We start from the raw sequence: 24,110 nt of genomic DNA, 5'->3' as shown, positions 1-24,110 counted from the left end.
CCCGCTTCATAGAGGAGGTTTACAACACCCGCAGACTTCATTCAGCGCTCGGTTATCTGAGCCCGCAGCAGTTCGAGGATCAACACATCCGGCAGACTGGCAAAACAGCGGCCTGATCATTGTCCACCCCCAGGGGCGCACTCCAGTTTTGCGACAACGACATGCATCAAGCAACGACCTAAAGCGCGTCGCGTGAATCCGTTTCGACGCGACGCGCTTTAGACGATGGCCGTCGCGATCAGCCAGAGCGCGGAACCCAGCATCATCAGTTGCGCCTTGAAACCCCCGGTCTTCTCCGCGGTCCGCCAGACGGCGACCGTCAGAAAGATGGTGTAGGGAACGGGGAGGAAATGCACCGCCAGCACCAGCCAGAGCGGCAGCTTCAGCCCAAGCAGGACCAGCGCCAGCGCCGAAGAGGCGACGCTCAAGATCGTCCCGACAAGCAGCATGTCGCGCCAGAACAGCCGGTCGAGCGGCGCTTCGCCCCTCCAGCGTGAGCGCAAGAAGCCGGCTTTGTGATCGATTAGCGCTGTCACGCCCGTGGAGTCGAAGTCACCCATCAATCAAGCCTCGTTGAGCGGAGCGCCGGGGGTTTCGGCGGGATGATGCCGCGAAATTTGATGCTGATGCCGCAGAATCCGCCGCCAAAACCTGTACGATCACAGACACGTGACCCATATCGTATTCTGTCGTTTTCGCCGCAACACCCAGGAGTTCGGAATGAGCGATCAGGTCTACAACGTTCTCTTTCTCTGCAATGCCAATTCGGCCCGCTCGATCATGGCCGAAGCCATACTTAACAAGCTCGGGGCCGGCCGCTTCAAGGGCTATTCTGCTGGCTCGCGACCGAAAGGCACCGTCCATCCCCATGCGATTCAGTTGTTGGAGAGCATGGGCCACGACACGTCGTTTGCCCGGTCGAAGAGCTGGGACGAATTTTCAGGGCCGGACACACCGAAGATGGACTTCGTCTTCACCCTCTGCGACACCACAGCGAATGAAAGCTGTCCGGTCTGGCCAGGCCATCCGATGACCGCGCTTTGGGCTGTCCCCGATCCCTCCAAGGCCAGTGGCACTGAAGCCGAGCAGCATTTCGCTTTCGCCGAGGCCTATCGCATGGTGGGCAACCGCATCGCGCTGTTCACGAACCTGCCGATAACATCGCTCGATCACCTGGCCCTGCAGCAGCGTCTGGATGAGATCGGCCGCGATGGGCGGCGGCGGGCTGAAGGCGCGTAAGCGCAGCGGTAGGCGGTCAATCTTACGGCAGGCCTTCGTCTCCGAGCACCTCGACAACGGCTTCTTCGAAGCGTGAGCATTCCCTCACCAGCCAGTCGGTCATGGCCGGCCAGTTGTCCTCGGCGTAGCAGTTCACCCGCCACATCGAGTTGATGCCGAGACCTTCACAGCTCTGTTCGGGCCTGAGCTTCAGCCTGGCCTCGATCGCCGGCTGGAACGGTTTCAGCCGTGACCAGGACTCCGTGGCGCCGAACTTCTCATTGCGCCCGAAGAAGACGCCGACATGGTTCTGCGCCGGCGCGACATACATCGAAAGGACCAGGGCGAAGTCCGGCAGCCCGCGCTGCCAGAACCACGGCCCGCGCCGCGCGAGCCTTCCCCTTTCTTGCGGGTGCCGTTCGGCGAACAGCGCCCAGAAGCCGCGATGGCGGAACTCCGAGGCGCGACGGCCGCCGAAGTCGAATTCGTTCATGGCCGGCCTCCGGCCATGAGGCTTACGCCATGCCGAGGGCGGCCTTGTAGAGATCCAGGATCGACTCTTCTTCCTGGCGCTCGGCCTGGTCCTTCTTGCGCAGGCGCACGATCGTGCGGATCGCCTTGGTGTCGAAGCCGGTGCCCTTGGCCTCGGCATAGACATCCTTGATGTCGTCGGAGATCGTCTTCTTTTCTTCCTCGAGCCGCTCGATGCGCTCGATGATGGTGCGCAGCTGGCCGGCGGCTACAGTCTGGCTGGTCTCGGTGATTTCGTCGGCCATTTTTCTCTCCGCGTCTTCTGGAGCCATGGCGATTCCCGCCACGGCGAATTGGAGCGGGTTCCCTGCCCGAGCGGACGCGGCGGGTCAAGACACTTGTCGAGCGGCTGCGGACGGCTGGGCACATCTTAAGGTGCGCCGATATTCAGGTCAGGCCGAGTCGAAAATGGCGGATACCGGGAAGCGCAGGGAAGCCGCCGTTTGCAGGCCGGCCTCGCCTGAATATCGACACACCTCATTTGAAGGCGATCAAGAGATCCTTCGCATCGATCTGGTCGCCGGCCTTGACCAGCACCTCGGCGATCTCGCCGTCGCGTTCGGCGTGGAGCGCGGTTTCCATCTTCATCGCCTCGATCGACAGCAGCACGTCGCCGGCCTTGACCGCCTGTCCGGCCGCCACGGCAAGCGCCGACACGACGCCCGGCATCGGCGCGCCGACATGCCCCTCATTGCCAGGCTCGGCCTTGCGGCGCGCCTTGGTGGCGGATGCGCCATGCGCCCTGTCCGGCACCTTGACGCGGCGCGGCTGGCCGTTGAGCTCGAAGAACACGGTGACCATGCCCTTGTCGTCGACATCGCCGAACGCCTGGCAGCGAACCACCAGGGTCTTGCCCTTCTCGATGTCGAGGAAGATCTCGTCTTCCGACTTCATGCCGTAGAAATAGGTCGGCGTCGGCAGCACGCTCACCGGCCCATAGGTCTCCTGCGCCGCGGCGAAGTCGGTGAACACCTTCGGGTACATCAGCCACGACGCGAACTCGTATTCCGAGAGCTTGCGGTCGAGCTTCGTCTCGATGTCCTTGCGGCTGGCCTTGAGGTCGGCTGCTTTCAGCAGCGAGCCGGGCCGAACGGTGATCGGCTTCTCGCCCTTCAGAGCCTTCTTCTGCAGCGCTGCCGGCCAGCCGCCCGGAGACTGGCCGAGATCGCCACGCAGCATCGACACGACCGAATCCGGGAAGGCGATGTCCTTGGCCGGATTCTCGACATCGGCGACGGTGAGATCCTGGCTGACCATCATCAGCGCCATGTCGCCGACCACCTTGGACGACGGCGTCACCTTGACGATGTCGCCGAACATCAAATTGACGTCGTGATAGGCCTGCGCGACCTCATGCCAGCGCGTCTCCAGCCCAAGCGAGCGCGCCTGTTCCTTGAGGTTGGTGAACTGGCCGCCCGGCATTTCGTGCAGGTAGACTTCCGAGGCAGGTCCCTTGAGATCGCTCTCGAAGGCGGCGTACTGGTTGCGCACCGCTTCCCAGTAGAAGGAGATGCGGCGGATCCACTGCGGATCGAGACCGGGATCGCGCTCGGTGCCCTTCAGCGCCTCCACGATCGAGCCGAGGCAGGGCTGCGAGGTGTTGCCGGAGAAGGAATCCATCGCCGCGTCGATGGCGTCGGCGCCGCTCTCCACCGCCGCCAGCACCGTCGCCGCCGAGAGGCCTGACGTATCGTGCGTGTGGAAATGGATCGGCAGGTCGGTCGCCTCGCGCAGCGCCTTGAACAGCACGCGCGCCGCGGCCGGCTTCAGCAGGCCGGCCATGTCCTTGACGGCGATGATATGCGCGCCGGCGGCCTCCAGTTCCTTGGCCAGCCCGACATAGTATTTGAGGTCGTATTTGGCGCGGGCCGGATCGAGGATGTCGCCGGTGTAGCACATCGCCGCTTCGACCAGCTTGCCCTCGGCGCCGACCGCGTCCATGGCGACCCGCATGTTCTCCACCCAGTTCAGGCAGTCGAAGACGCGGAACAGATCGACGCCGCCGCTCGCCGCCTGGCGGACGAAATGCTGGACGACATTGTCGGGATAGTTGGTGTAGCCGACGCCGTTGGCGCCGCGCAGAAGCATCTGCAGCAGAAGGTTCGGCGCCGCCTCGCGCACCTTGCTCAGCCGCTCCCACGGGTCCTCGGTGAGGAAGCGCATGGCGACGTCGAAGGTGGCGCCGCCCCAGCATTCCAGTGAGAGCAACCGCGGCAGCGCCCGCGCATAGGTGCCGGCGATGCCGACGATGTCATGCGTGCGCATGCGCGTAGCGAGCAGCGACTGGTGGCCGTCGCGCATCGTGGTGTCGGTGACCAGCACCTGTCGCTGCTCTCGCATCCAGGCCGCGAATTTCTCCGGGCCGAGCGCATCGAGCCTCTGCTTGCTGCCATCCGGGACGTGACCATTGAGATAGGGAACCACTGGCGCGGCCGCATTCGCCTTCGGCATCGGCCGGCCGCGCGTCTCGGGATGGCCGTTGACGCTGACATCGGCCAGGTAGTTGAGCAGCTTGGTGGCGCGGTCCTGCCGCTTCACCTGCTCGAACAGTTCCGGCGTCGTGTCGATGAACCTGGTCGTGTAGGAATTGTCGGCGAAGCGCGGGTGGTTGATGATCGCTTCGAGGAAGGTGAGGTTGGTGGCGACGCCGCGGATGCGGAACTCGCGCAGCGCCCGGTTCATGCGCGAGATCGCCTCGCCGGGCGTCGGCGCCCAGGCCGTCACCTTTTCGAGCAGCGGATCGTAGAAGCGGGTGATGACCGCGCCGGAATAGGCGGTGCCCCCGTCGAGCCGGATGCCGAAGCCGGCCGCCTCGCGATAGGCGGTGATGCGGCCATAGTCCGGGATGAAATTGTGCTCCGGATCCTCGGTGGTGATGCGGCACTGCAGCGCGTGGCCGTTCAGCCTGATGTCCTTCTGCGCCGGCACGCCCGATTGCTTCGTACCGATGGCGAAGCCGTCGAGGATATGGATCTGCGCCTTGACGATGTCGATGCCGGTCACCTGCTCGGTGACGGTGTGCTCGACCTGGATGCGCGGATTGACCTCGATGAAATAGAACTTGCCGGTGTCGGCGTCCTGCAGGAACTCGACCGTGCCAGCGCCGATATAGCTGGTCTCGCGCGCGATCTTCAGCGCATAGCCGCAAAGCTCCTGGCGCAGCTCTTCGCTGAGATAGGGCGCCGGCGCGCGCTCCACGACCTTCTGGTTGCGGCGCTGGATCGAGCAGTCGCGCTCGAACAGGTGCACGGCGTTGCCGTGGGTGTCGCCCAGCACCTGCACCTCGACATGGCGGGCGCGCTCGATCAGCTTTTCGAGATAGACCTCGTCCTTGCCGAAGGCCGCCTTGGCCTCGCGCTTGCCTTCCATGACCTCGCGCGCGAGGTCGGCCTCGGCGCGGATGGCGCGCATGCCGCGGCCGCCGCCGCCCCACGAGGCCTTCAGCATCACCGGATAGCCGATCGTCGCGGCGAGCTTCTTGACCTCGTCCATGTCGTCGGGCAGCGGATCGGTTGCCGGCACGACCGGCACGCCGACCTCGATCGCCAGGTTGCGCGCGGCGACCTTGTTGCCCAGCCGGCGCATCGTTTCCGGCTTCGGGCCGATGAAGGTGACGCCGGCCTCGGCGCAGGCCTCGGCGAATTCCGGGCTTTCCGACAGCAGGCCGTAACCGGGGTGAATGGCGTCGGCGCCCGACAGCCTGGCGACCCGGATCACCTCCTCGATCGACAGGTAGCTTTCGATCGGCCCCATGTCCTTGGCCAGATGCGGTCCGCGCCCGACCTGGTAGCTCTCGTCGGCCTTGAAGCGGTGCAGCGAATATTTGTCCTCCTCCGCCCAGATCGCCACGGTTTTGAGGCCGAGCTCGTTGGCCGCGCGGAACACGCGGATGGCGATTTCGGACCGGTTGGCGACGAGGATCTTCGTGATGGCCAAGGACTGGGCTCCAGCAGCGTAAGGGAAGATGAACCGGCGCAATGATTAGCGTGAAAATGCTGCAGTGCAAACAAATTTGAGCGACACCTAAAACGATTTAAGTCGCTTGTTTGCGTCAAACTGTTATTGCCGTTCTTCGAACACCGTCAGCGGGCGGCCGACGGGCATTCCCGAGCGCGCGGCGCGGAGCTTTCCGGTCGGCCCCACCCGCAAACGAAAATGCCCGGCGCGAGCGCCGGGCATTTCCGAAACGTAGGCTAAAGCAGATCTCACGACCTGCTTTACGGTTTGCCGGCTTATTTCTCGAAGTAGCTGTACTTGCCGTCGTCGCCCTTCTTCCACTCATAGATGACATAATCAGGACGGGTGATGTCGCCCTTGGCGTCGTAGCCGATGTCACCGATAGCGGTTTTCCAGGTGTTGGCCCTGATCGTCTCCGCAACCTTCTGCGCGTCGTCGGCCGAGCCGGTCTTGGCGATGGCCTGGGCGATGATCTGCACCGCGGCATAGGAGTAGAGCGTGTAGGCTTCCGGCTCGAAGCCGTTGGCGCGGAACTTCTCGACCACTTCCTTGGCGGCCGGATTCTTGCGCGGATCCGGAGCGAAGGTGTTGAGCGTGCCGGCAACGGCGTCGCCCGCGATCGAAGCCAGTTCGTTGGAGACGATGCCGTCGCCCGAGAACAGCGGCGCCTTCAGGCCCTGATCGGCCGACTGACGGATGATCAGACCGGCTTCGGTGTGCAGGCCGCCCCAGTAGATGAGCGTGACGCCGTTTTCCTTCATCTTGGCGATGAGGGCCGAGAAGTCCTTGTCGCCGACATTCACGCCTTCGTACAACACTTCCGTGATGCCGTTGGCGTTGAGGTTCTTCTTGGTCTCGTCGGCGAGGCCCTGACCATAAGGCGTCTTGTCGTGGATGATGGCGATCTTGGCATCCTTGAAGTTCTTGGCGATGTAGTCGCCGGCCACCTTGCCCTGCTGGTCGTCACGACCGCAGGTGCGGAAGGTGTTCCACATGCCGCGCTCGGTGAACTTCGGGTTGGTCGCGGCCGGCGTGATCTCGAGGATGCCGTTTTCCTGGTAGACTTCCGAGGCCGGGATCGAGACGCCGGAGTTGAAATGGCCGTCGACGAACTTGACGCCGTCGGCGACGAACTTGTTGGCGACCGAGATGCCCTGCTTGGGATCGGAGACGTCGTCGCCGATCTCGAGCTTGAGCTGCTGGCCATTGACGCCGCCCGCCGCGTTGATGTCGGCGATCGCCTGTTCCGCGCCCTTTTGCAGCTGTGCGCCGAACGCGGCGTTCGGGCCGGTGATCGGACCGGCGACGCCGATCAGGATGTCAGCGGCCCACGCGCTGCCGCTGAACGCGACGAACGCGGTCAGCGCAACGGCGGACAAGAGTGATTTTTTCATTGAAACGCTCCCATTTACGGAGTGGGCGTGGATGATACTTTCATGCGATGCCCACCCTTATCGCAGAAAGCATAGAATGCCGATTTTCAGGCACTTGTCACGCCGATTCATGCCGGAAACGGCGTAATGGTGAACGTCAACCTTTCGGTTTCCAGCTTAATAAGGAAGCTCTTTCATAGAGCCAGTTATACTGTGTGACCATTTGGTTGGTGCGCGTGTATTGATAGCCGAGGAAGCCCAATATCATCAGCACGATGGTATCGATGATATAGTAATGCAGTGAGAACATCGTGCCGTCGAACAAGGCGTGATGGATGAACCTGATGCCGATGCCGAGACCGAGCATGTAGAAGAACAGCTGAACGTAGGTGCTCCAAGTCTGAGCGGCGGCCTTGCCGGTCATCCATGCCGCCCAGCCGCCAAGCAGGCAGGTGACGAACAGGAACTGCCAGATCGAGGCTTCTTCGTAGATAATGCCTTGCATGATTGATGTCCTCGATCTCAGTGATGTCCGCCTTCGAGATAGGCGGCGCGCACTTCCGGATTGGCGAGCAGTTCCTTGCCGGTGCCGCTCATCGTCACATTGCCGTTGACCATGACATAGCCGCGCGTGGCGAGTTTGAGCGCCCCAAAAGCGTTCTGCTCGACCAGGAACACGGTCAACCCTTGCGTCTTGTTGAGTTCGCGGATGGCGTCGAAGATCTGCTTGACGATCAGCGGCGCGAGACCAAGCGACGGCTCGTCGAGCAGAAGCAGTTTCGGCCGCGCCATCAGGGCGCGCCCGATCGACAACATCTGCTGCTCGCCGCCCGACAGCGTGCCGCCACGCTGGCCGATGCGTTCCTTCAGCCGAGGGAACAGCGTGAACACCTTCTCGACGTCCTCGTCATAATGTTTGAGGTTGTCGAGGCTGGCGCCCATCTGCAGGTTTTCCATCACCGTCATGCGCGGGAAGATGCGGCGCCCTTCCGGCGACTGGGCGATACGCAGGCGTGCGATCTCATGCGTCGGCATCTTGGTGATGTTCGTGCCGGCGAAGGTGATGGTGCCGGTGCGGGCGCGCGGCGCGCCGAAGATGGTCATCATCAGCGTCGACTTGCCGGCGCCGTTGGCACCGATCAGCGCCACGATCTCACCCTGGTTGACGCTGACATCGACGCCGTTCAGCGCGCGGATGTTGCCGTAGTAGGTCTCGACACCCTTGATGTCGAGCAGCGTTGTGCCGGCCATTATTTACGCCCTCCACGCGTCGCGGGCTTGGCCGCCACTTCCTTCGCCAGCGTCTTCGCCTGGCCGATCCAGTCTTCGCGGGCAATACGCCCGTCAAAGGCGAGATAGGCCTCCGCCGCGTCGATGTCGGCCTTCTTCCAGGCCGCTATCTGGTCGAAATGGAAGATGCCGTGCTCGTTCAGCTTGCGCTCGTTGACCGGACCGATACCCTTGATGCGGATCAGACTGTCCGCCTTGCCGCCACGCGGCGCGTCGAGGCGATTGGAGATGCCGCCGGCTTTCGTGGCCGGGGCCTTTGCGGCTGCCTTTTTCGCCGGCGCTTTTGCGGCCGGCTTCTTCGCCGCCGGCTTCGTCGCTGCCGGAGCCGCGATCGGCTTGCTGGCGATCGCCGCGGCGCGCGCATCGACCTGCGCCGCTTTCGAGGCGCCCTTCGACACCGTGACCCGCTCGCCCTCGTCGGCGTGTTCGACGCTGTCGGAAACCGGCCCGGCCATCATTGAAGCGGAATTGCCCGGTCCGTGCGCCGCATCCGGCCCGGTGTCGAGCTGCTCGATGACGTCCTCGTCGCCGACTTCGGTCAGCACGGTCTCGACCTCCTCGTCGTCGACGCCGAGATAGGCGGCGATGACGCGCGGATCGGTTCGCACCGACTGCGGATTGCCGTCGGAGATCTTGCGGCCGTATTCGAGCACCACGACATGGTCGGAGATCTGCATCACCACAGACATGTCGTGCTCGATGAGCAGGATCGAGGTGCCGGTGCTCTTGATGCCCATCAACAGCTCGTTGAGCGCCGCCGATTCCTTCGGATTGAGGCCGGCGGCCGGTTCGTCGAGGCACAGAAGCTCCGGCCCCGTGCACATGGCGCGCGCGATTTCCAGGCGCCGCTGCGCGCCATAGGGCAGGTCGCCGGCGGGATCGTCGGCGCGGTCGACGAGATCGGCCTTCTCCAGCCAGTGCCTCGCGAGCTCGATCGACTCGGCCGAGGCCTGGCGATAGCTCGGAAAGCCGAAGAGGCCAAGAAGCGTATAGCCCGAAGCCTTCATCAGCTTGTTGTGCTGCGCGACCAGAAGGTTCTCCAGCAGCGTCATGCCCGAGAACAGGCGGATGTTCTGGAAAGTGCGCGCCACCTTGGCGCGCGCCGGGATCTCGTGGTTGGGCAGGCGCTCGAGCAGATAGGTCGAGCCGTCGTTCCGGTTGAGCGTGATCATGCCTTCCGACGGTTTGTAGAAGCCGGTGATGCAGTTGAACACCGTCGTCTTGCCGGCGCCGTTCGGCCCGATCAGCGCCGTGATCTCGCCGCGCCTGGCCTGGAACGACAGGTCGCCGATGGCGACCAGGCCGCCGAACTTCATCGACAGATGCTCGACCTGCAGGATGAAGTCTTTCGAGGAAGGGGACGCGTTCATCAGCCGTGCCCCTCCTTGGTGAAGGAGCTTGAAACCGCTCTTCGCTCCTTCAGGAAGGCTGTCGGTTCTCGGCTGCCGACGAAGCCCCGCGGCTTCCACAGCATGACGATGACCATGGCCATGCCGAACAGAAGCATGCGGTAGAGTTCAGGCGTGAAATCGGGACCGAAGACCCGCTTCAGGAAGTCGAGTTCTCGCAACGCTTCAGTGCCGCCGATCATCACCAGCGCCGCTACGGCGATGCCGACCAGCGAACCCATGCCACCGAGCACGACGATGGCGAGGACTATCGCCGATTCCAGGAAGACGAAGGATTCGGGGCTGACGAAACCTTGCCGTGCGGCGAAGAACGAGCCGGCGAAGCCGCCGAACATGGCGCCGGTAGCGAACGCCGTCAGCTTGGTGGTGGTGGTGTTGATGCCGAGCGAGCGGCAGGCGATCTCGTCCTCGCGTAGCGCTTCCCACGCCCTGCCGACCGGCAACCGGCGCAGCCTGATGGTAACGAAGGCGGTCAAAAGACAGAGTCCGAGGATCAGATAGTAAAGGAAGATCTTGTAATAGGCGCTCGATGTGGCGATGTGCAGCACCTTGGCGATGTAGTTCGGATCAGAGACGTTGAACGACATCAGGCCGAAGAAGGAGACCTTGGGAATGCCGGATATGCCGGCCGAGCCGTTGGTCACCTCGCGCCAGTTGATCAGGACGAGGCGGATGATCTCGCCGAAGGCCAGCGTCACGATCGCCAGATAATCGCCCCGAAGCCTGAGCACCGGGAAGCCGAGCATGACGCCCCAGAAGGCGGCCATGCAGCCGGCGGCCGGAAGCAGGATCCAGAACGACAGGCCGAAATGCGTGCCCAGCAGCGCGTAGGCATACGCGCCGACAGCGTAGAAAGCGACATAACCGAGATCGAGCAGGCCGGCGAGGCCGATGACGATGTTCAGCCCCCAGGCCAGCATCACGTAGATCAGGATCTGTATGCCGAAATTGTCGACCCACTTCAGAGAACCCTGAAAGCCTCCCGCCATCGATCCTGTCATCAGCGCAAGCACCAGCACGACGACGATCGGATAGAGCGCCAGCGCGCTGATGCCCAACGCCGAGAAGTGGGCGTGGATGAAGGCCCGGAAGTAATACATTACCCAGGCGATGGCATAGATGATCGCCAGCGCCCGCACGAAGCGTGCGTAGCCGGCAAGGTCGGGTCCGAGCAGCCCGTCGAGCGAGCCGGCCAGCACAAACAGCAAGGCTGCGACAACGACCGCTGCTATGAAGTAGGGCGTCCTGAAGAAGCGTGCCGCCATCGTGTCGGGCAGCAGGCCTGTGTCGATGTCGGCGATCTTCAGGCTGGCCACGAAGGGCTGGCCATAGGCGATATACAGGAAGCGGCCCACGGCAGTGGCGATGACCACGATGGCCAGCAGGCCCCAGCGCTGCACCAGGATCAGTTCGTTGCTGATGTTCTGGTCTGTCCTGAGACCGATGAACAGCACGAACAGGCCAAGCGAGATGGCGCCTGCATAGAGCGCTTCGCGAAAAGCGCGCTGGACTGGAGTAGCGACGGTGTCGCGCTCCGAAGACACGGTAACGGCCATGAGATCAGACCTTTTCGACTTCAGGCCGGCCGAGGATGCCGGAGGGCAGGAAGATGAGCACGATCGCCAGGATCGAGAAAGCGGCGACGTCCTTGTAGTCGATCGAGAAATAAGCCGACCACATGCTCTCGATGAAGCCGATGAGCAGTCCGCCGAGCACCGCGCCGGGCAGCGAGCCGATGCCGCCCAGCACGGCTGCCGTAAAGGCCTTCACGCCCGGCACGAAGCCGTCCGAGAACACCACGACGCCGTAATACATCAGGAACAGCGTGCCGGCGACGGCGGCAAGGGCGGCCCCCATGATGAAGGTGATGGAGATGGTGCGGTCGACGTCGATGCCGAGCAGCGCCGCCATCTTGCGATCCTGCTCGCAGGCGCGTTGCGCCCGCCCGAGCGCCGTCCTGTTGACGAGGTACCAGAAGATCACCAGCAGCGCGGCGGTGACCAGCACGATGATGATCTGCTTCAGCGAGATGCTGATGCCGTCGATCGTGTAAACCTGCGACACCATCGGCGGGATCGGCTTGTTGCGCGGGCCTTGCGTGACCTGCACGAAATTGGACAGCGCGATCGACATGCCGATGGCGGTGATCAGCGGCGCCAGCCGGAACGATCCGCGCAGCGGCCGATAGGCCACTTTTTCGATCGTCCAGTTGTAGAGACTGGTGAGCAGCATCGCCACGATCATCATGATCAGAAGCGCCACCACCACCGGCACCGAATAGAACAATGCGCCAAGGATCAGGAAGACAATGAGCGCGGTGAAGGCGCCGACCATGAAGATGTCGCCATGGGCGAAATTGATCATGCCGATGATGCCATAGACCATCGTATAGCCGATCGCGATCAGGCCATAGATCGATCCCAACGTCAGCCCATTGATAAGCTGCTGGACGAAGTACTGCATATTTATGCGGCTCCCCTGGAATGTCGCCTTTCAGGACGCATTCCTTTTCGTATTTCCCCTAGTCGTAAAGTTTCGAGCCCGGATTGCAACGTGATTTTTCAATCGCTCTGCGTGGTTTGGAAGCACGCCGTCCGATTGCCCGTTTTTTTCGCGCCCGACCCCTGGACTATCGCGGACCGTAGCATTGGCACAACGCAATGTCTTTGACGATTCAACCTTATGATGGGCCTCATGTCGAAGAAATCGGCGTCAAAATAAGTTGATGAGAAGAATTCTTGCAAGAACCGAGGCGCTGCTTTTTGGACCGCCGCGCCTTCCGTTGGGTGAGGTTTGCGTCATCTGTGACGGCCATGTGACGGCGAGACGCCTTCGACGGAAGGCGTCTCGCCGAAATAGAAAAGCCTTGAAGCGACGTCTCGGCAAGCAGAGCCTCGCTCTCCATTGAGACTGTGCTTTTCGGCCCCCCTCGGGCGACGATCGATGACGACAAGCGCTATTTTCTGACGATGTCGGCTCGGCCTCAGCGGCCGAAGTCAATTCGCCGACTGGTTCCGCGATCAGGTGTCGGCGAAAGCGGAAAGCGAAGCCAAAGCGCATGCCGGCTGATCGTATCAGGTGACGACGAAGCCGTGCACGAACGGATCGCGGTCGTCGATGAAGATCGTGTTCAGCCCGGTCATGCGGGCCCAGCCGCCGATCGAGGGGATGATCGCCGGCTTGCCGGCGACGCTGACCTCTTTTTCGACCCTGCCCTTGAACAGCGAGCCGATGATGGATTCGTGGACAAAACCATCGCCGGGCTTGAGCCTGCCCTTGGCATGGAGCTGCGCCATGCGTGCCGAGGTGCCGGTGCCGCAAGGGCTGCGGTCGATCGCCTTGTCGCCATAGAACACGGCGTTGCGGGCGTCGGCCTCGGCATGCTTCGGCTTGCCGGTCCACAGCATGTGCGACAGCCGGTTGATGCCGGGATTCTCCGGATGCACGAAGGAGTATTTCTCGTTGAGGCGCTGCCGCACCACCGGGCTCCAGGCGATGAGGTCGCCCGCCGAATAGTCGGCCATGTCCCGGTAATTCTGCTGCGGCTCGACGATGGCGTAGAAATTGCCGCCATAGGCGACATCGACGCTGATCTCGCCGAGCACCGGGCATTCGACGGTCAGGCCTTCGGCATAGAGGAAGGACGGCACGTTGGTGATCCGCACCTCCTCGACATATTCGCCGACCTGCTTGTATTCGGCGATGACCAGGCCGGCCGGCGTGTCGAGCCTCAGCACGCCCGGCGTCTTCGGCTTCACCAGCCCATGCTCGATCGCCATCGTCACCGTGCCGATGGTGCCGTGGCCGCACATCGGCAGGCAGCCCGAGGTCTCGATGAACAGGATGGCGATGTCGCAGTCCTCGCGCGTCGGCGGATAGAGGATCGAGCCCGACATCACGTCATGGCCGCGCGGCTCGAACATCAGCCCGGTGCGGATCCAGTCATATTCGGCGAGGAAATGCGCCCGCCGCTCCATCATCGTCGAGCCCTCGAGCAATGGCCCGCCGCCGGCGACCAGCCGCACCGGATTGCCGCAGGTGTGGCCGTCGATGCAGAAGAAGGATTTCTTGGCCATCATATTCTCTTTTCAGAAACGCTCTGGACGGAATGGGGTGAGATCGAGCGGCGGAGTCTGCCCGACAACGAGATCGCGGATCAAGCGGCCGGTCGCCGCCGACTGGGTCAGGCCGAGATGGCCGTGCCCGAAGGCATAAAAGACATTCGGCGCGCGCGCCGCGCCGATCACCGGCAAGGAGTCCGGCAGCGACGGGCGATAACCCATCCACTCGCGGCCGCCCGACGGATCGAGTCCCGGCAGGAAACGCTTCGCCTTCTCCAGCATCGCCTTGGAACGCGCGAAATTGGGCGGCCGCTCGATGCCACCGAGCTCGACCGCGCCGCCGACGCGCAGGCCTGTTTCGAGCGGCGTGATGACGAAGCCATGTCCGGAAAAGATCAGCTGCCGCTTCACGTCGAAGGCGGACACCGGCAGCGTCGTGTTGTAGCCACGCTCGGTTTCGAGCGGGATGCGGTCGCCGATATTCCTTGCCAGGAGATGCGACCAGGCGCCCGCGGCGATCAGGAGTTTCCTTGCCCTCCGCCTGGTGCCGTCGGCCAGGACGATCGTGGCGCCGTTTGCGTCCGCTTCCACGCGTTCGATACGCGCATGCTCGAAACGAGCGCCGAGCCTTTCCGCATAAGCCCAGACCGCCTTGCCGAGCAGCTTGGGGTCGGCGACCGTTTTCCAGCCTGGCACGAAGGTGCCCTTGACGAAGCGCGGCGCAAGTCCTGGCTGGAGTGCTGCCATTTCTTCGCCCTCGACATGGCGAAAGCCGATGCCGAAACGCCCGCGCTCGGCCCAGCCGGGCAGCGAGGCACGGAACTCCGCCTCGCTCTCATAGAATTCCAGCGAACCATCCTCGCGCAGCATTGGCCGCGTGCCGGAGCGGTCGAGCAGTCCCATCCATTCGGCTTCGGCGAGCTTCATCATACCGACCTGCGCCGCCAGGCTCGCTTCGTAGTGCTTGGCGGCGCCCGCGCGCCAGAAGCGGACCAGCCAGGGCAGCAGCTTGGGCAGATAGGCCGGCGGGATGGCCAAAGGTCCGAGCGGGTCGGCGAGCCATTTCGGCAATTGCCGGATCATGCCCTTATGCGCCAGCGGCAGCACGTCGGAGAAGGCGAAAGCGGCGGCGTTGCCGGAGCTCGTCTCCTCGCAGATGCCGGTACGATCGAAGACGGTAACGCCGCGACCCGCTTCAGACAGAAGGGTCGCGGCGCAGATACCGACGATGCCGCCACCGATGATGGCGATGTCTTCCCCTTCTCCCCGTTCACGGGGAGAAGGTGCCCGAAGGGCGGATGAGGGGCGGCGCCCCTCCTCGGAATTTTTCTGCACGTGAAGGCTGTCCCTTATTCGGCCGCCACCAGCTTGTCCGTCGATCGAGGAGAGTCCTGGAACGACGGCAGCTTCGGCCGCACCGCCAGCGCATCCCGGACAATCTTCTCGACCGCCTTGCGGCGTTCGCCCGACAGCGGCTGACGCGGCATGCGCACACGGTCATTGGTACCGATCGCCAGCACTTCGGCAAGCTTGATGTTTTGGACCAGATAGGTGGAGACATCGAGGTCGAGCAAGGGCCGGAACCAGCGGTAGATCGCCAGCGCTTCCTCGCGGCGGCCCTCTCTCATCAGCTGGTAGATCGCTACCGTCTCGCGCGGGAAGGCGGTGACGAGGCCGGCGACCCAGCCGATGGCGCCGACCGACAGCGCCTCGAAGGCGAGATTGTCGACCCCGGTGAAGAGGTCGTAGCGGTCGCCGAACCGGTTGATGATCTCGGTCGAGCGGCGGATGTCGTCGGACGATTCCTTGATGGCGACGAAACGCTTGTCCGACGCCAGCTCCTCCATCAGCTCGACGGTCACGTCGACGCGATAGGCGAGCCGGTTGGAATAGATCATCACCGGCAGGTCGCCGGCTTCCGCAACTGCACGAAGGGCGGCGACCGTCTCTTGCGGGTCGGTGTGGTAGATCGGGCTCGGCACCACCATCAGCCCGTCGGCGCCTTCCTTGGCGGCGCGCTTCGCAATGCTCGCCGCCTCGCGCGTGCCGGGCTCGTTGACGGTCAAAAGCACCGGCTTCTTGCCGGCGACTTTCTGCGCCGTCTTCAGCACTTCGATCTTTTCGTCCGGCGACAGCATCGGCCCTTCGCCGAGCGAACCGCACACGATGATGCCGTCGCAGCCGGCCTCCATCTGCAGTCCGTAGCAGCGCTCCATCTCGGCATGGTCGAGTCGGTCGTCGGCGGTGAATTTGGTCGTGACGGCGGGGAAAACTCCGGTCCACATGATTTGCTACTCCGATTGATATATCAGTCGTATATCTATTAAGGGCTGGCTCGTCAATGCTGAATCCACTATGATATATGAAAAATATATCAGGAGCCTGCCATTGATCTCCCCTCTGATATCCGCTGACACGAACGCGACCTTCGAGCCGGCGGCGACCAAGGCCTACCGCGCGCTGGAGCATATGATCGTCACGCTTGAGCTGGCGCCGTCGAGCTTCGTCACCGAAGGCGCGCTGATCGAGCGGCTGGGTCTCGGACGCACCCCCGTGCGCGAGGCGATCCAGAGGCTCGCCTGGGAAGGCCTGCTGGATATCAGGCCTCGCGCGGGCATCGCGGTCGCGCCGCTTCACGCCGGCGACTGGCTGCGGGTGCTGGATGCGCGGCGCGGCATCGAGGTGGTGCTCGCCCGCTCGGCCGCCCGCTTCGTCACGCGCGAGGCCGCCGACCTGTTCCACGAGGCGGCCCTGGCCATGCAGAAGGCGGTGATCTCCGGCAACGTGCTTGCCTTCATCCAGGCCGACAAGGCGCTCGACGAGGCGCTGGCAATCGCCGCCGACAACCCTTTCGCGGCGCGCGTGGCCGCCCCCTTGCAGACGCACAGCCGCCGCTTCTGGTATCGCTACAAGGCCGACACCGGGCTGGCCGAATCAGCCGAGCACCACGTGGCGCTGATCCGTTCCATCCTCGACGGCGACGAGGAAGGCGCCGCCAAGGACGCCAAGAAACTGATGGCGCTGCTGCGCGGTCATGCCGAGGTGGCCGCCACGCGCTGAGCGGGGTCAGCGCCTGCCAGAGGCGTCCTCAGCCGCCGGGTTGCCCGACCGCGGTGGCCTGCGTGTCTTCCCATCCGTCGCCCGCCGCCAGGATGCAACTCTGGCCTTTGACGTCGGTCATCAGGATGGTCCAGGTTCCGCTTGCCGAGACGTACACCTCGAAGATGGCGGCTTGACCGGCCACGCCATATCCCAGCCGCTTCTCCTCGAATGCTTCCGCCAGCCTCGCGACCAGATAGTCATGGCCGCCGCAGATGACTTGCGCCCGCGCCGGGATAGCCGATAGCGCCATCAGGGCGCCAACGACTGCAAGCTTGACCCATCGAAACGAAAAATCGCGTGCCATTGGGCACCTCCTTCGCCTTCGCATTCCGGCAAGGGAGGCACATTCGGCCGCCTCAGTGTGCCGGAGCGCTCCAGGCCGGATTCGACGTTTTCATCACGTCACTCCTTCTGGTTTCCGGTCTGTCCCAGGGAGATCATGACTCCCTGGATTCGATATGGTGAAGCTTCGCTCCGTAAACAAGCGGGGGGCGCTGACAGCGCCTGAGCCGCCCGCAACCAACCCGGGAGCGGACACTCTACGGCGAATTTCTCATGCGCCTGGCATGGCTGCCGCGATCGTAGGGCTGTCCCAGCCCTCGCCCACGGAAAGGATGCAGCTTTGCCCCTTGGTGTCGGAGGCAAGCACGGTCCAACTGCCCTGATCCGACACGAAGATCTCGAGCACGACGTTAGGATTGATCAGACCGCGCCCGGCCTCGCTTTCGTGGAACTTGTCGCCGAGCGCCTTGATGATGTCGGCGCGCGGAGCGCATTGCGCCGCCGCGTTCGCCGACGCCGATCCACCGGTGACCACCGCCGCCGCCAGCATTGTCGCCATAAGAAATCGTGTCATCTGACACCTCCTCGCGCCAGACGCGAACCCCGGCTGCCACCGGCGCTGTTTGATTTGCCTGCACGCATGGCAGGAATACAGCCTAAGACGGAGGGTGGTCTGTTGGTTCCATCACACGGCGATGGAATTATTAGAAGGTGCGGATGCTCTCCTCGCGCGATGCATCAGAATTCATGCACCTGAAGTTGCGCTTCGCCTTTGGCGGCGTGATCTGGACAGTGCAAGGCTGGTGGACGAAAGCCGCAGCATTCCACCTGCATCCACAAAAAGAAGGCGCGGCTTGCACCGCGCCTCCCCAATGTTGGCTTGGACGACCTGTCCGGGCTCAGTTCATCGTCGGGATGACGAATTCCGCGCCATCCTTGATGCCTGCCTGCAGGCCCGCAGCCGAAGGCGAGGACGTGCAAACAGGAAACCGTCCGGCTAGTTCATCGTCGGAATGACGAATTCCGCACCGTCCTTGATCCCGGACGGCCAGCGCGACGTGACCGTCTTGGTCTTGGTGTAGAAGCGGAACGCGTCCGGACCGTGCTGGTTGAGGTCGCCGAAGGACGATGCCTTCCAGCCGCCGAAGGTGTAATAGGCGATCGGAACCGGGATCGGCACGTTGACGCCGACCATGCCAACCTGAACGCGGCTGGCGAAGTCGCGCGCGGCATCGCCGTCGCGGGTGAAGATGGCGACGCCGTTGCCCATCTCGTGGTCGTTGGCGAGCTTGATGGCATCCTCGTAGCGCGGCGCGCGCACCACCGACAGCACCGGCCCGAAGATTTCTTCCTTGTAGATGCGCATGTCGGCCGTCACGTTGTCGAACAGGCAGCCGCCCATATAGTATCCGTTCTCATAGCCCTGCATCTTGAAGCCGCGGCCGTCGACGACGAGCTTGGCGCCCTCCTTGACGCCGATATCGACATAGCCCTTCACGCGCTCCAGCGCCTGTGCCGTCACCAGCGGGCCAAAATCGGCCGCCGAATCGGTCGACGGACCGACCTTCAGGCTTTCCACGCGCGGCACCAGCTTCTCCATCAGCCGGTTGGCGGTGTCGTTGCCGACAGGCACCGCCACCGAGATCGCCATGCAGCGCTCGCCGGCCGAGCCGTAGCCGGCGCCGATCAGCGCATCGACCGTCTGGTCCATGTCGGCGTCGGGCATGATGATCATGTGGTTCTTGGCGCCGCCGAAGCACTGCACGCGCTTGCCGGCCGCGGTGCCGCGCGAATAGATGTAGTGCGCGATCGGTGTCGAGCCGACAAAGCCGATCGCCTTGATGTCCGGATCGTCGAGGATGGCGTCGACCACTTCCTTGTCGCCGTTGACGACGTTGAGGATGCCGGCCGGCAGGCCGGCCTCGATGAACAGTTCGGCGATACGGATCGGCACGCCCGGATCGCGCTCCGACGGCTTCAGGATGAAGGCGTTGCCGCAGGCGATGGCCGGCGCGATCTTCCACAGCGGGATCATGGCCGGGAAGTTGAACGGCGTGATGCCGGCGACGACGCCGAGCGGCTGGCGCATCGAATAGACGTCGATGCCGGGACCGGCGCCGTCGGTGAACTCGCCCTTCATCATGTGCGGAGCGCCGATGCAGACCTCCACCACTTCGAGGCCGCGCTGGATATCGCCGCGCGCGTCGGCGATCGTCTTGCCGTGCTCGCGCGCCAGTATGTCGGCCAATTCGTCATAGTCGCGGGCGACCAGCTCGAGGAATTTCATCAGCACGCGCACGCGGCGCTGCGGGTTGGTGGCGGCCCATTTCGGCTGCGCCGCCTTGGCGTTCTCGACCGCGGCGCGCAGTTCCGCCTGCGAGGCAAGCGCCACCGTGCCGCGCACGGTGCCGTCCATCGGCTGCATCACATCCTGCTTGCGGCCGCTGGTGCCGGCGACACGCTTGCCGCCGATGAAATGACCGTATTCGATCATGCCTTCTCTCCCTTGTTTGGTGATGATGCATTGTCCGCCTTTGCGGCGGCGATGGCAACGCGAGCCAAAACGCAACCGTTGTGCGGAAAATAGACAACGACAATGGAGTGTGCATTAATTGTCGCAAATGACGGGTGCGCTGTCGTCGGGGATTTCCTATGAACTGGGATGACGTCCGCATCTTCCTTGCAGTCGCCCGCGCCGGCCAGATCCTCGGTGCGGCGAAACGCCTTGAGCTCAACCACGCCACCGTCTCGCGCCGCATCGCCGCGCTTGAAGAGGCGCTTCGCACAAAACTCTTCCGCCGCCTGACCACCGGCAGCGAGCTGACGCCGGCCGGCGAGCGCTTCCTAGACATAGCCGAGCGCATGGAGAGCGACATGATCGCCGCGCGCTCGACCATTGCCGGCGAGGGCGACGATGTTTCGGGCACGGTGCGCATCGGCGCGCCGGACGGATTTGGCGTCGCCTTCTTGGCAAAGCGGCTGGGCGAGATGACTGCACTGCACCGCGAGCTCACCATCCAGCTGGTGCCGGTGCCGCGCTCCTTCTCGCTGTCCAGGCGCGAGGCCGATATTGCGATCACCGTCGAGCGGCCGAGCGAAGGGCGGCTGGTGGCGGGCAAGCTGGTCGACTATACGCTGGGCCTCTTCGCCTCCCGCGCCTATGCCGAAGCCAACGGTCTGCCGAAAGTGCCGGCCGAACTCGGCCGGCACACGCTGATCGGCTATGTGCCGGACCTCATCGTCAGCCCGTCGCTCGACTATGCCGCCGAGTTCAGCCCCGAATGGCGCACCAGCTTCGCCATCTCCTCGGCGCTCGGCCAGGCCGAGGCGGTGCGCTCCGGCGCCGGCATCGGCATCCTGCACACTTTCGTCGCCCGTTCGATGCCGGAGCTTGTGTCCGTCGACATCGTCGCGCCCATCCGCCGCGCCTACTGGCTGGTCTATCATGAATCGGTGAGGCCGCTGCGCCGCGTCCAGCTCGTCGCCAATTTCATCACCAAAGTGGTGGAACGCGAGCGCGGTCTTTTTGTCTAATCCGCGTCGAGCACGAACGAACTCACCACTTTCCCGGCTTCGTCCGCAAGCGGCGCCCATTTGCGCGCCGCCTCGTCGGCGCTGTCGCCCGTGACCCCGCAATCGACGAAGCCGTAATGCGAGCTGCGCAGCGTCAGCGCGATGCGGGAATGGCCGTAGAAGCTGACATTGTCGTCGGCGTAGTGGAAATCCATGTCGGCGACCCGCACCGGATAGCCGTCCGGAAAATGCGCCAGCCGGTCCTGGCTGAAGCCGGCCGACTGATAAGCGACGCCGATCATGGTCTGCCAGTTTTCCGCCGACCAGTCCTTCTCGATGAATGCCCTGGGATCGGGCGGATTGTCCGGGGCGGTCGGGTCGTAGAGATTTTGCGACACCCTGCAGGTTAGGCCTTCTTCGCCGGATTTGACCTTGAGCCGCATGGTATTGCCAAAGGTGGTTTCGCTCGTCCATTCCTCGGGATAGGTCAGCGAAAAGCCGTGCTCCTTGTCGTGAACGGTCTTGTCCGCGGCAAACGCCACCGGGGTGCAGGTCAGATATGAGGCCGCCGCCGCAACAAGAAAAACACGCATCCCAAAGTCCCCTCGCCGCGGCCGATCCTATCACAGCCAGTTGGTCGTTGCCGCCTTGCCTCCGCCACAAATTCAGCGACTGTGGCACCAGCGCGCCTGGCCATGTCATGACCGGGCGCAAGGGGGACAATCTTCGGAACGCCGGCGGAGAAATGCGAGCCGTACTTGCCATTTTGCCGCTGATTTTTCTGTCGGACTGCGCCAACCCCTGGACCAAGGTTCCGGAAGCGGATCTGCCGAAGCCCGTCCGCTATGCCATGGCGCGCCCCTCGCCTTTCGTCATCGGCAATTATTGCGGCCCAGGCACCCGCACCGGCGATCTGTCGGCAAAGCCGGTCGACCGTCTCGACGCCGCCTGCCAGGTCCACGACGCCTGCTACATTGCCCGGCACAATCATTGCGACTGCGACGGCGCGCTCGTCGCCTCCGCGAGGAAGATCCGCGCCGACCGGACGGCGCCGCGCAAAATGCGAAACGAGGCAGAATTGCTGATCGCCACCTTCGCGTTTCCGGTCTGCAGGATCTTTCCGCAAGGTTTCATGCCGCCACGTGATCCGGCCCAGCTCAAGGCCAGGAACGGGGCAACTGGATGAGGCTCGGGTCGGCCATAACCAGGGCGTTGCTGGGACTGGCGCTGGCAGCGCTTGCCAGTTGCGCCGGCGTGCCTGGGCATTCGGCCTGCGCCTTCTTTCCGGGCGACGGCGCCTGCGGCCGCCTGCCGGTCTCGGCGGACAGCAGCGGCGCCGAGATAGCCGGAGCCCACTACTTCGCAGGCGACGGCAACAGCGCCTATGACAAGCAGTTCCAGGCGCTGCTCGCCCAAAGCCGCCTCGATGCGCTCGACCGCGCCAACGGCACCGGCCGTTTCGGCCGCGACTGGCGAGATGTCCAGAACAGCGGCTTCCACACGACCTATCCGACGCTGCAACGGCTCGCCAAACCGCTCGACGACACCGAGCTGGCGCCGACGCGAGGCAAGCCGGGCGAAGGCCAGTTCACCGGCCGTTGGCGCATGTCGCGCCAGACGCTCTATCTCGATGCCGCCGCGCGGCCCTCGGCGCCCAAAACCTTCAGCTTCTCCGGCCTGCAGGCGCGCTCGGTCGAGATCGTGCTGCGCCAGACGGGGCAACTGCAAGTCGACATCGGCGGCACCTGCAACGGCCCGCTCGCGATCCGCGCGTCGGGGCGATCCATCACCGTCGCCGCTGCCTCTCCATTCCATCTGAGCCTGCCCGTCGCCGAAACCTCCGTCAGCCTGTCTCCGGACGAGGCGCTGACGCGCTGCGATCTACGCGTCCGCTCCACCCTGGCGCCGGCCGGCGCGCCGCTGACTTTGCTGCGCGAGGAGACCGCCGATCCCTGGATCGCGAAGCTCGACAGCCGCTACGACCGCTGTCCGGTGCCCGACCCGGCGGGGATGGAGGAACTCGACCGCGTCTTTTATGCCAGCCGCTGGCTGTCGCAGACCTGCGCGCTGGCGCTGGGGTCGCCGACCCTGTTGCGCAAATCGCGCGACGGCTTCAACGCCAAGGTCGAGGCCCTGCTCGGCCGGACGCTGCCCGACAGCGCCATCGACAGGGCCGACCCCGAACTGCCGCTCGATTTCTCAAGCGCGCCGAAACTCAGGCTGATCTATCTGTCGTCGCTGGAGTTCAAGGCGGATTTCTCCGGCCGCATCATGGAGCGGCTGATCCGCCATCACGCAGCACTTGGCACCAAGGTGCGCATCCTGGTGACCGACGTGCTGGAGCGTGAGAAGGACGACGCGCTGCTGCACCGGCTGGCGGCTGAGTTCCCCAACGTCCAATTACAGGAATATCGCTGGCAGGCGGACCACGGCGCGCCGTTCGACGAGCAGATCTCGCAGCTGCACAAGGTTCACCATATCAAGATGCTGGCGACGCTGGCCGAAGAGCCCGGTCGCTCGCGCGTCATCATCGGCGGGCGCAACATCCATGACGGCTTCCTGTTCCACAAGCCCGTCGACCTGACCCGCTATCCGGACCTGGAGCAATACGGCAAGACCGACGGCTTCTCGCTGAATTACTATTCCAACTGGAGCGATTTCGACATCGAGATCGCCGACCCGGCGACCGTCGAGACGCTGGCCGCGCATCTGTCGACAATCTGGCTGCGCGACGCTGACACCAACCTGTCGCGGCCGTTTTCCATTCCGGTTCCCGGTGGAAGCCCGCGCGGCGTGGCGCGGCATTTCATTTCCGTTCCCTACGAGGACGGGCACGCGCTGGAGGCCTATTTCGTCGAACTGATCGACACCGCCGAGCATCGCATCGAGATCGTCAATCCCTATCTCAACCTGACGCCCGATATCGCCCGGGCCTTCGACCGGGCGCTGGCCAGGGGCGTGAAGATCGACGTCGTCGGCCGTATCGACCTCAAGGGCGACATCGGCGGGCGATTCCTCACCGCGCTCAACAAGCTGTTCGTCGAGAAATATGGCGACCGCATCGACATCCGCGAGTTCAAGGCGCCGGATGTCGTGCTGCATTCCAAGATCATGATGATCGACGAAAGGCTGGTCGCCATCTCCTCGGTCAACCTCAACAACCGCAGCTTCTTCCATGACTCGGAGAACGGCATGGTCGTGCTCGATCCGGCTTTCTACCGCCGCATGAAGCCGGTCTATGAAGACTACCTCGCCCATTCGCGCCCGGTCGCCACCAATGTCACCATCGGTTGGGCCTACCGGCTGCTGTTCAGCGACACCTGGGTCCGGCAGGCATTCTGACGCGAGCCCCGCCGAAGCAGCTGCAAAGCCCG

22 protein-coding genes are annotated in these 24,110 nt (G+C 63.9%); 5 read left to right on the top strand and 17 right to left on the bottom strand.

Annotated elements, in window-relative coordinates; all coding sequences use genetic code 11:
- Window positions 1–218: 218 nt before the first annotated feature.
- Window positions 219–560 (bottom strand): hypothetical protein, encoded by a 342-nt coding sequence (locus tag FJ418_RS13075; RefSeq protein ID WP_140646548.1) that lies wholly within the window; start codon window positions 558–560, stop codon window positions 219–221.
- Between the two features lie 160 nt (window positions 561–720).
- Between FJ418_RS13075 and FJ418_RS13070 the strand changes: the two genes are divergently transcribed.
- Window positions 721–1,239 (top strand): arsenate reductase ArsC, encoded by a 519-nt coding sequence (locus tag FJ418_RS13070; protein ID WP_140704498.1) that lies wholly within the window; start codon window positions 721–723, stop codon window positions 1,237–1,239.
- A gap of 22 nt (window positions 1,240–1,261) precedes the next feature.
- Here FJ418_RS13070 and FJ418_RS13065 read toward each other — a convergent pair whose 3' ends face one another.
- The 12 genes from FJ418_RS13065 to FJ418_RS13010 all read right to left on the bottom strand — a co-directional run bounded on the left by FJ418_RS13065 (window position 1,262) and on the right by FJ418_RS13010 (window position 16,124).
- Window positions 1,262–1,711, bottom strand: coding sequence for a hypothetical protein (locus FJ418_RS13065; protein ID WP_140865918.1), 450 nt, complete (start codon window positions 1,709–1,711; stop codon window positions 1,262–1,264).
- Between the two features lie 22 nt (window positions 1,712–1,733).
- Entirely contained in the window at window positions 1,734–1,994 is a 261-nt protein-coding gene (locus tag FJ418_RS13060; RefSeq protein WP_095767239.1) for a DUF2312 domain-containing protein, read from the bottom strand.
- A 232-nt stretch (window positions 1,995–2,226) separates the two neighbouring features.
- Window positions 2,227–5,685 carry a pyruvate carboxylase gene (gene pyc, locus FJ418_RS13055; protein ID WP_140865915.1) on the bottom strand — a complete coding sequence of 1,153 codons (3,459 nt, stop codon included), beginning with the start codon at window positions 5,683–5,685 and terminating at the stop codon, window positions 2,227–2,229.
- A 296-nt stretch (window positions 5,686–5,981) separates the two neighbouring features.
- Window positions 5,982–7,100 carry a branched-chain amino acid ABC transporter substrate-binding protein gene (locus FJ418_RS13050; protein ID WP_140646544.1) on the bottom strand — a complete coding sequence of 373 codons (1,119 nt, stop codon included), beginning with the start codon at window positions 7,098–7,100 and terminating at the stop codon, window positions 5,982–5,984.
- Between the two features lie 136 nt (window positions 7,101–7,236).
- Window positions 7,237–7,584 carry a DUF6867 family protein gene (locus FJ418_RS13045; protein WP_140646543.1) on the bottom strand — a complete coding sequence of 116 codons (348 nt, stop codon included), beginning with the start codon at window positions 7,582–7,584 and terminating at the stop codon, window positions 7,237–7,239.
- Window positions 7,585–7,601: 17 nt separating this feature from the next.
- A complete protein-coding gene (locus tag FJ418_RS13040; RefSeq protein ID WP_140646542.1) occupies window positions 7,602–8,330 on the bottom strand; it encodes an ABC transporter ATP-binding protein in 729 nt (242 codons plus the stop codon).
- Window positions 8,330–9,739 carry an ATP-binding cassette domain-containing protein gene (locus FJ418_RS13035; RefSeq protein WP_140865911.1) on the bottom strand — a complete coding sequence of 470 codons (1,410 nt, stop codon included), beginning with the start codon at window positions 9,737–9,739 and terminating at the stop codon, window positions 8,330–8,332. Before FJ418_RS13035 ends, FJ418_RS13040 begins: the two co-directional genes overlap by 1 nt.
- Window positions 9,739–11,334, bottom strand: coding sequence for a high-affinity branched-chain amino acid ABC transporter permease LivM (livM, locus tag FJ418_RS13030; protein WP_140865908.1), 1,596 nt, complete (start codon window positions 11,332–11,334; stop codon window positions 9,739–9,741). Before livM ends, FJ418_RS13035 begins: the two co-directional genes overlap by 1 nt.
- Before the next feature lie 4 nt (window positions 11,335–11,338).
- The gene (locus FJ418_RS13025) at window positions 11,339–12,241 is read right to left on the bottom strand and encodes a branched-chain amino acid ABC transporter permease LivH (protein WP_140646539.1); all 903 of its coding nucleotides are present in this window, start codon (window positions 12,239–12,241) and stop codon (window positions 11,339–11,341) included.
- Between the two features lie 611 nt (window positions 12,242–12,852).
- On the bottom strand, window positions 12,853–13,854 hold the full coding sequence (locus FJ418_RS13020) for a 4-hydroxyproline epimerase (RefSeq protein ID WP_140865905.1): 1,002 nt from the start codon (window positions 13,852–13,854) through the stop codon (window positions 12,853–12,855).
- Window positions 13,855–13,866: 12 nt separating this feature from the next.
- Window positions 13,867–15,174: an FAD-binding oxidoreductase gene (locus tag FJ418_RS13015; RefSeq protein WP_140782954.1), complete on the bottom strand. Its 1,308-nt coding sequence runs from the start codon at window positions 15,172–15,174 to the stop codon at window positions 13,867–13,869.
- A gap of 14 nt (window positions 15,175–15,188) precedes the next feature.
- Complete coding sequence (locus FJ418_RS13010) at window positions 15,189–16,124, bottom strand: dihydrodipicolinate synthase family protein (protein ID WP_140865902.1); 936 nt, start codon at window positions 16,122–16,124, stop codon at window positions 15,189–15,191.
- Window positions 16,125–16,194: 70 nt separating this feature from the next.
- Between FJ418_RS13010 and FJ418_RS13005 the strand changes: the two genes are divergently transcribed.
- Window positions 16,195–16,899, top strand: coding sequence for a GntR family transcriptional regulator (locus FJ418_RS13005; protein WP_226892092.1), 705 nt, complete (start codon window positions 16,195–16,197; stop codon window positions 16,897–16,899).
- Window positions 16,900–16,927: 28 nt separating this feature from the next.
- Here FJ418_RS13005 and FJ418_RS13000 read toward each other — a convergent pair whose 3' ends face one another.
- From FJ418_RS13000 to FJ418_RS12990, 3 genes are all read right to left on the bottom strand, one after another.
- Window positions 16,928–17,245, bottom strand: coding sequence for a hypothetical protein (locus FJ418_RS13000; RefSeq protein WP_140654806.1), 318 nt, complete (start codon window positions 17,243–17,245; stop codon window positions 16,928–16,930).
- Window positions 17,246–17,494: 249 nt separating this feature from the next.
- The gene (locus FJ418_RS12995) at window positions 17,495–17,797 is read right to left on the bottom strand and encodes a hypothetical protein (protein WP_140646536.1); all 303 of its coding nucleotides are present in this window, start codon (window positions 17,795–17,797) and stop codon (window positions 17,495–17,497) included.
- Window positions 17,798–18,220: 423 nt separating this feature from the next.
- On the bottom strand, window positions 18,221–19,717 hold the full coding sequence (locus FJ418_RS12990) for a CoA-acylating methylmalonate-semialdehyde dehydrogenase (protein WP_140659720.1): 1,497 nt from the start codon (window positions 19,715–19,717) through the stop codon (window positions 18,221–18,223).
- A 158-nt stretch (window positions 19,718–19,875) separates the two neighbouring features.
- Between FJ418_RS12990 and FJ418_RS12985 the strand changes: the two genes are divergently transcribed.
- On the top strand, window positions 19,876–20,757 hold the full coding sequence (locus tag FJ418_RS12985; RefSeq protein ID WP_140865899.1) for a LysR family transcriptional regulator: 882 nt from the start codon (window positions 19,876–19,878) through the stop codon (window positions 20,755–20,757).
- Here FJ418_RS12985 and FJ418_RS12980 read toward each other — a convergent pair.
- The gene (locus FJ418_RS12980) at window positions 20,754–21,329 is read right to left on the bottom strand and encodes a hypothetical protein (RefSeq protein WP_140832845.1); all 576 of its coding nucleotides are present in this window, start codon (window positions 21,327–21,329) and stop codon (window positions 20,754–20,756) included. The two genes, FJ418_RS12985 and FJ418_RS12980, sit on opposite strands and share 4 nt — an antisense overlap.
- Before the next feature lie 152 nt (window positions 21,330–21,481).
- On the opposite strand from FJ418_RS12980, the gene FJ418_RS12975 reads away from it, so the two are divergent.
- Both FJ418_RS12975 and FJ418_RS12970 read left to right on the top strand, forming a co-directional pair.
- Window positions 21,482–21,922, top strand: coding sequence for a hypothetical protein (locus FJ418_RS12975; protein ID WP_140865897.1), 441 nt, complete (start codon window positions 21,482–21,484; stop codon window positions 21,920–21,922).
- Window positions 21,919–24,078 carry a phosphatidylserine/phosphatidylglycerophosphate/cardiolipin synthase family protein gene (locus tag FJ418_RS12970; protein ID WP_140865894.1) on the top strand — a complete coding sequence of 720 codons (2,160 nt, stop codon included), beginning with the start codon at window positions 21,919–21,921 and terminating at the stop codon, window positions 24,076–24,078. The genes FJ418_RS12975 and FJ418_RS12970 overlap by 4 nt, the downstream gene beginning before the upstream one ends.
- The last annotated feature ends 32 nt before the right edge of the window (window positions 24,079–24,110 follow it).

The organism is Mesorhizobium sp. B2-8-3 (genome assembly GCF_006440815.1).
Classification (GTDB): domain Bacteria; phylum Pseudomonadota; class Alphaproteobacteria; order Rhizobiales; family Rhizobiaceae; genus Mesorhizobium.
The sequence above is the reverse complement of the archived record's forward strand: the minus strand, read 5'-3'. Positions and strand labels throughout refer to the sequence as shown.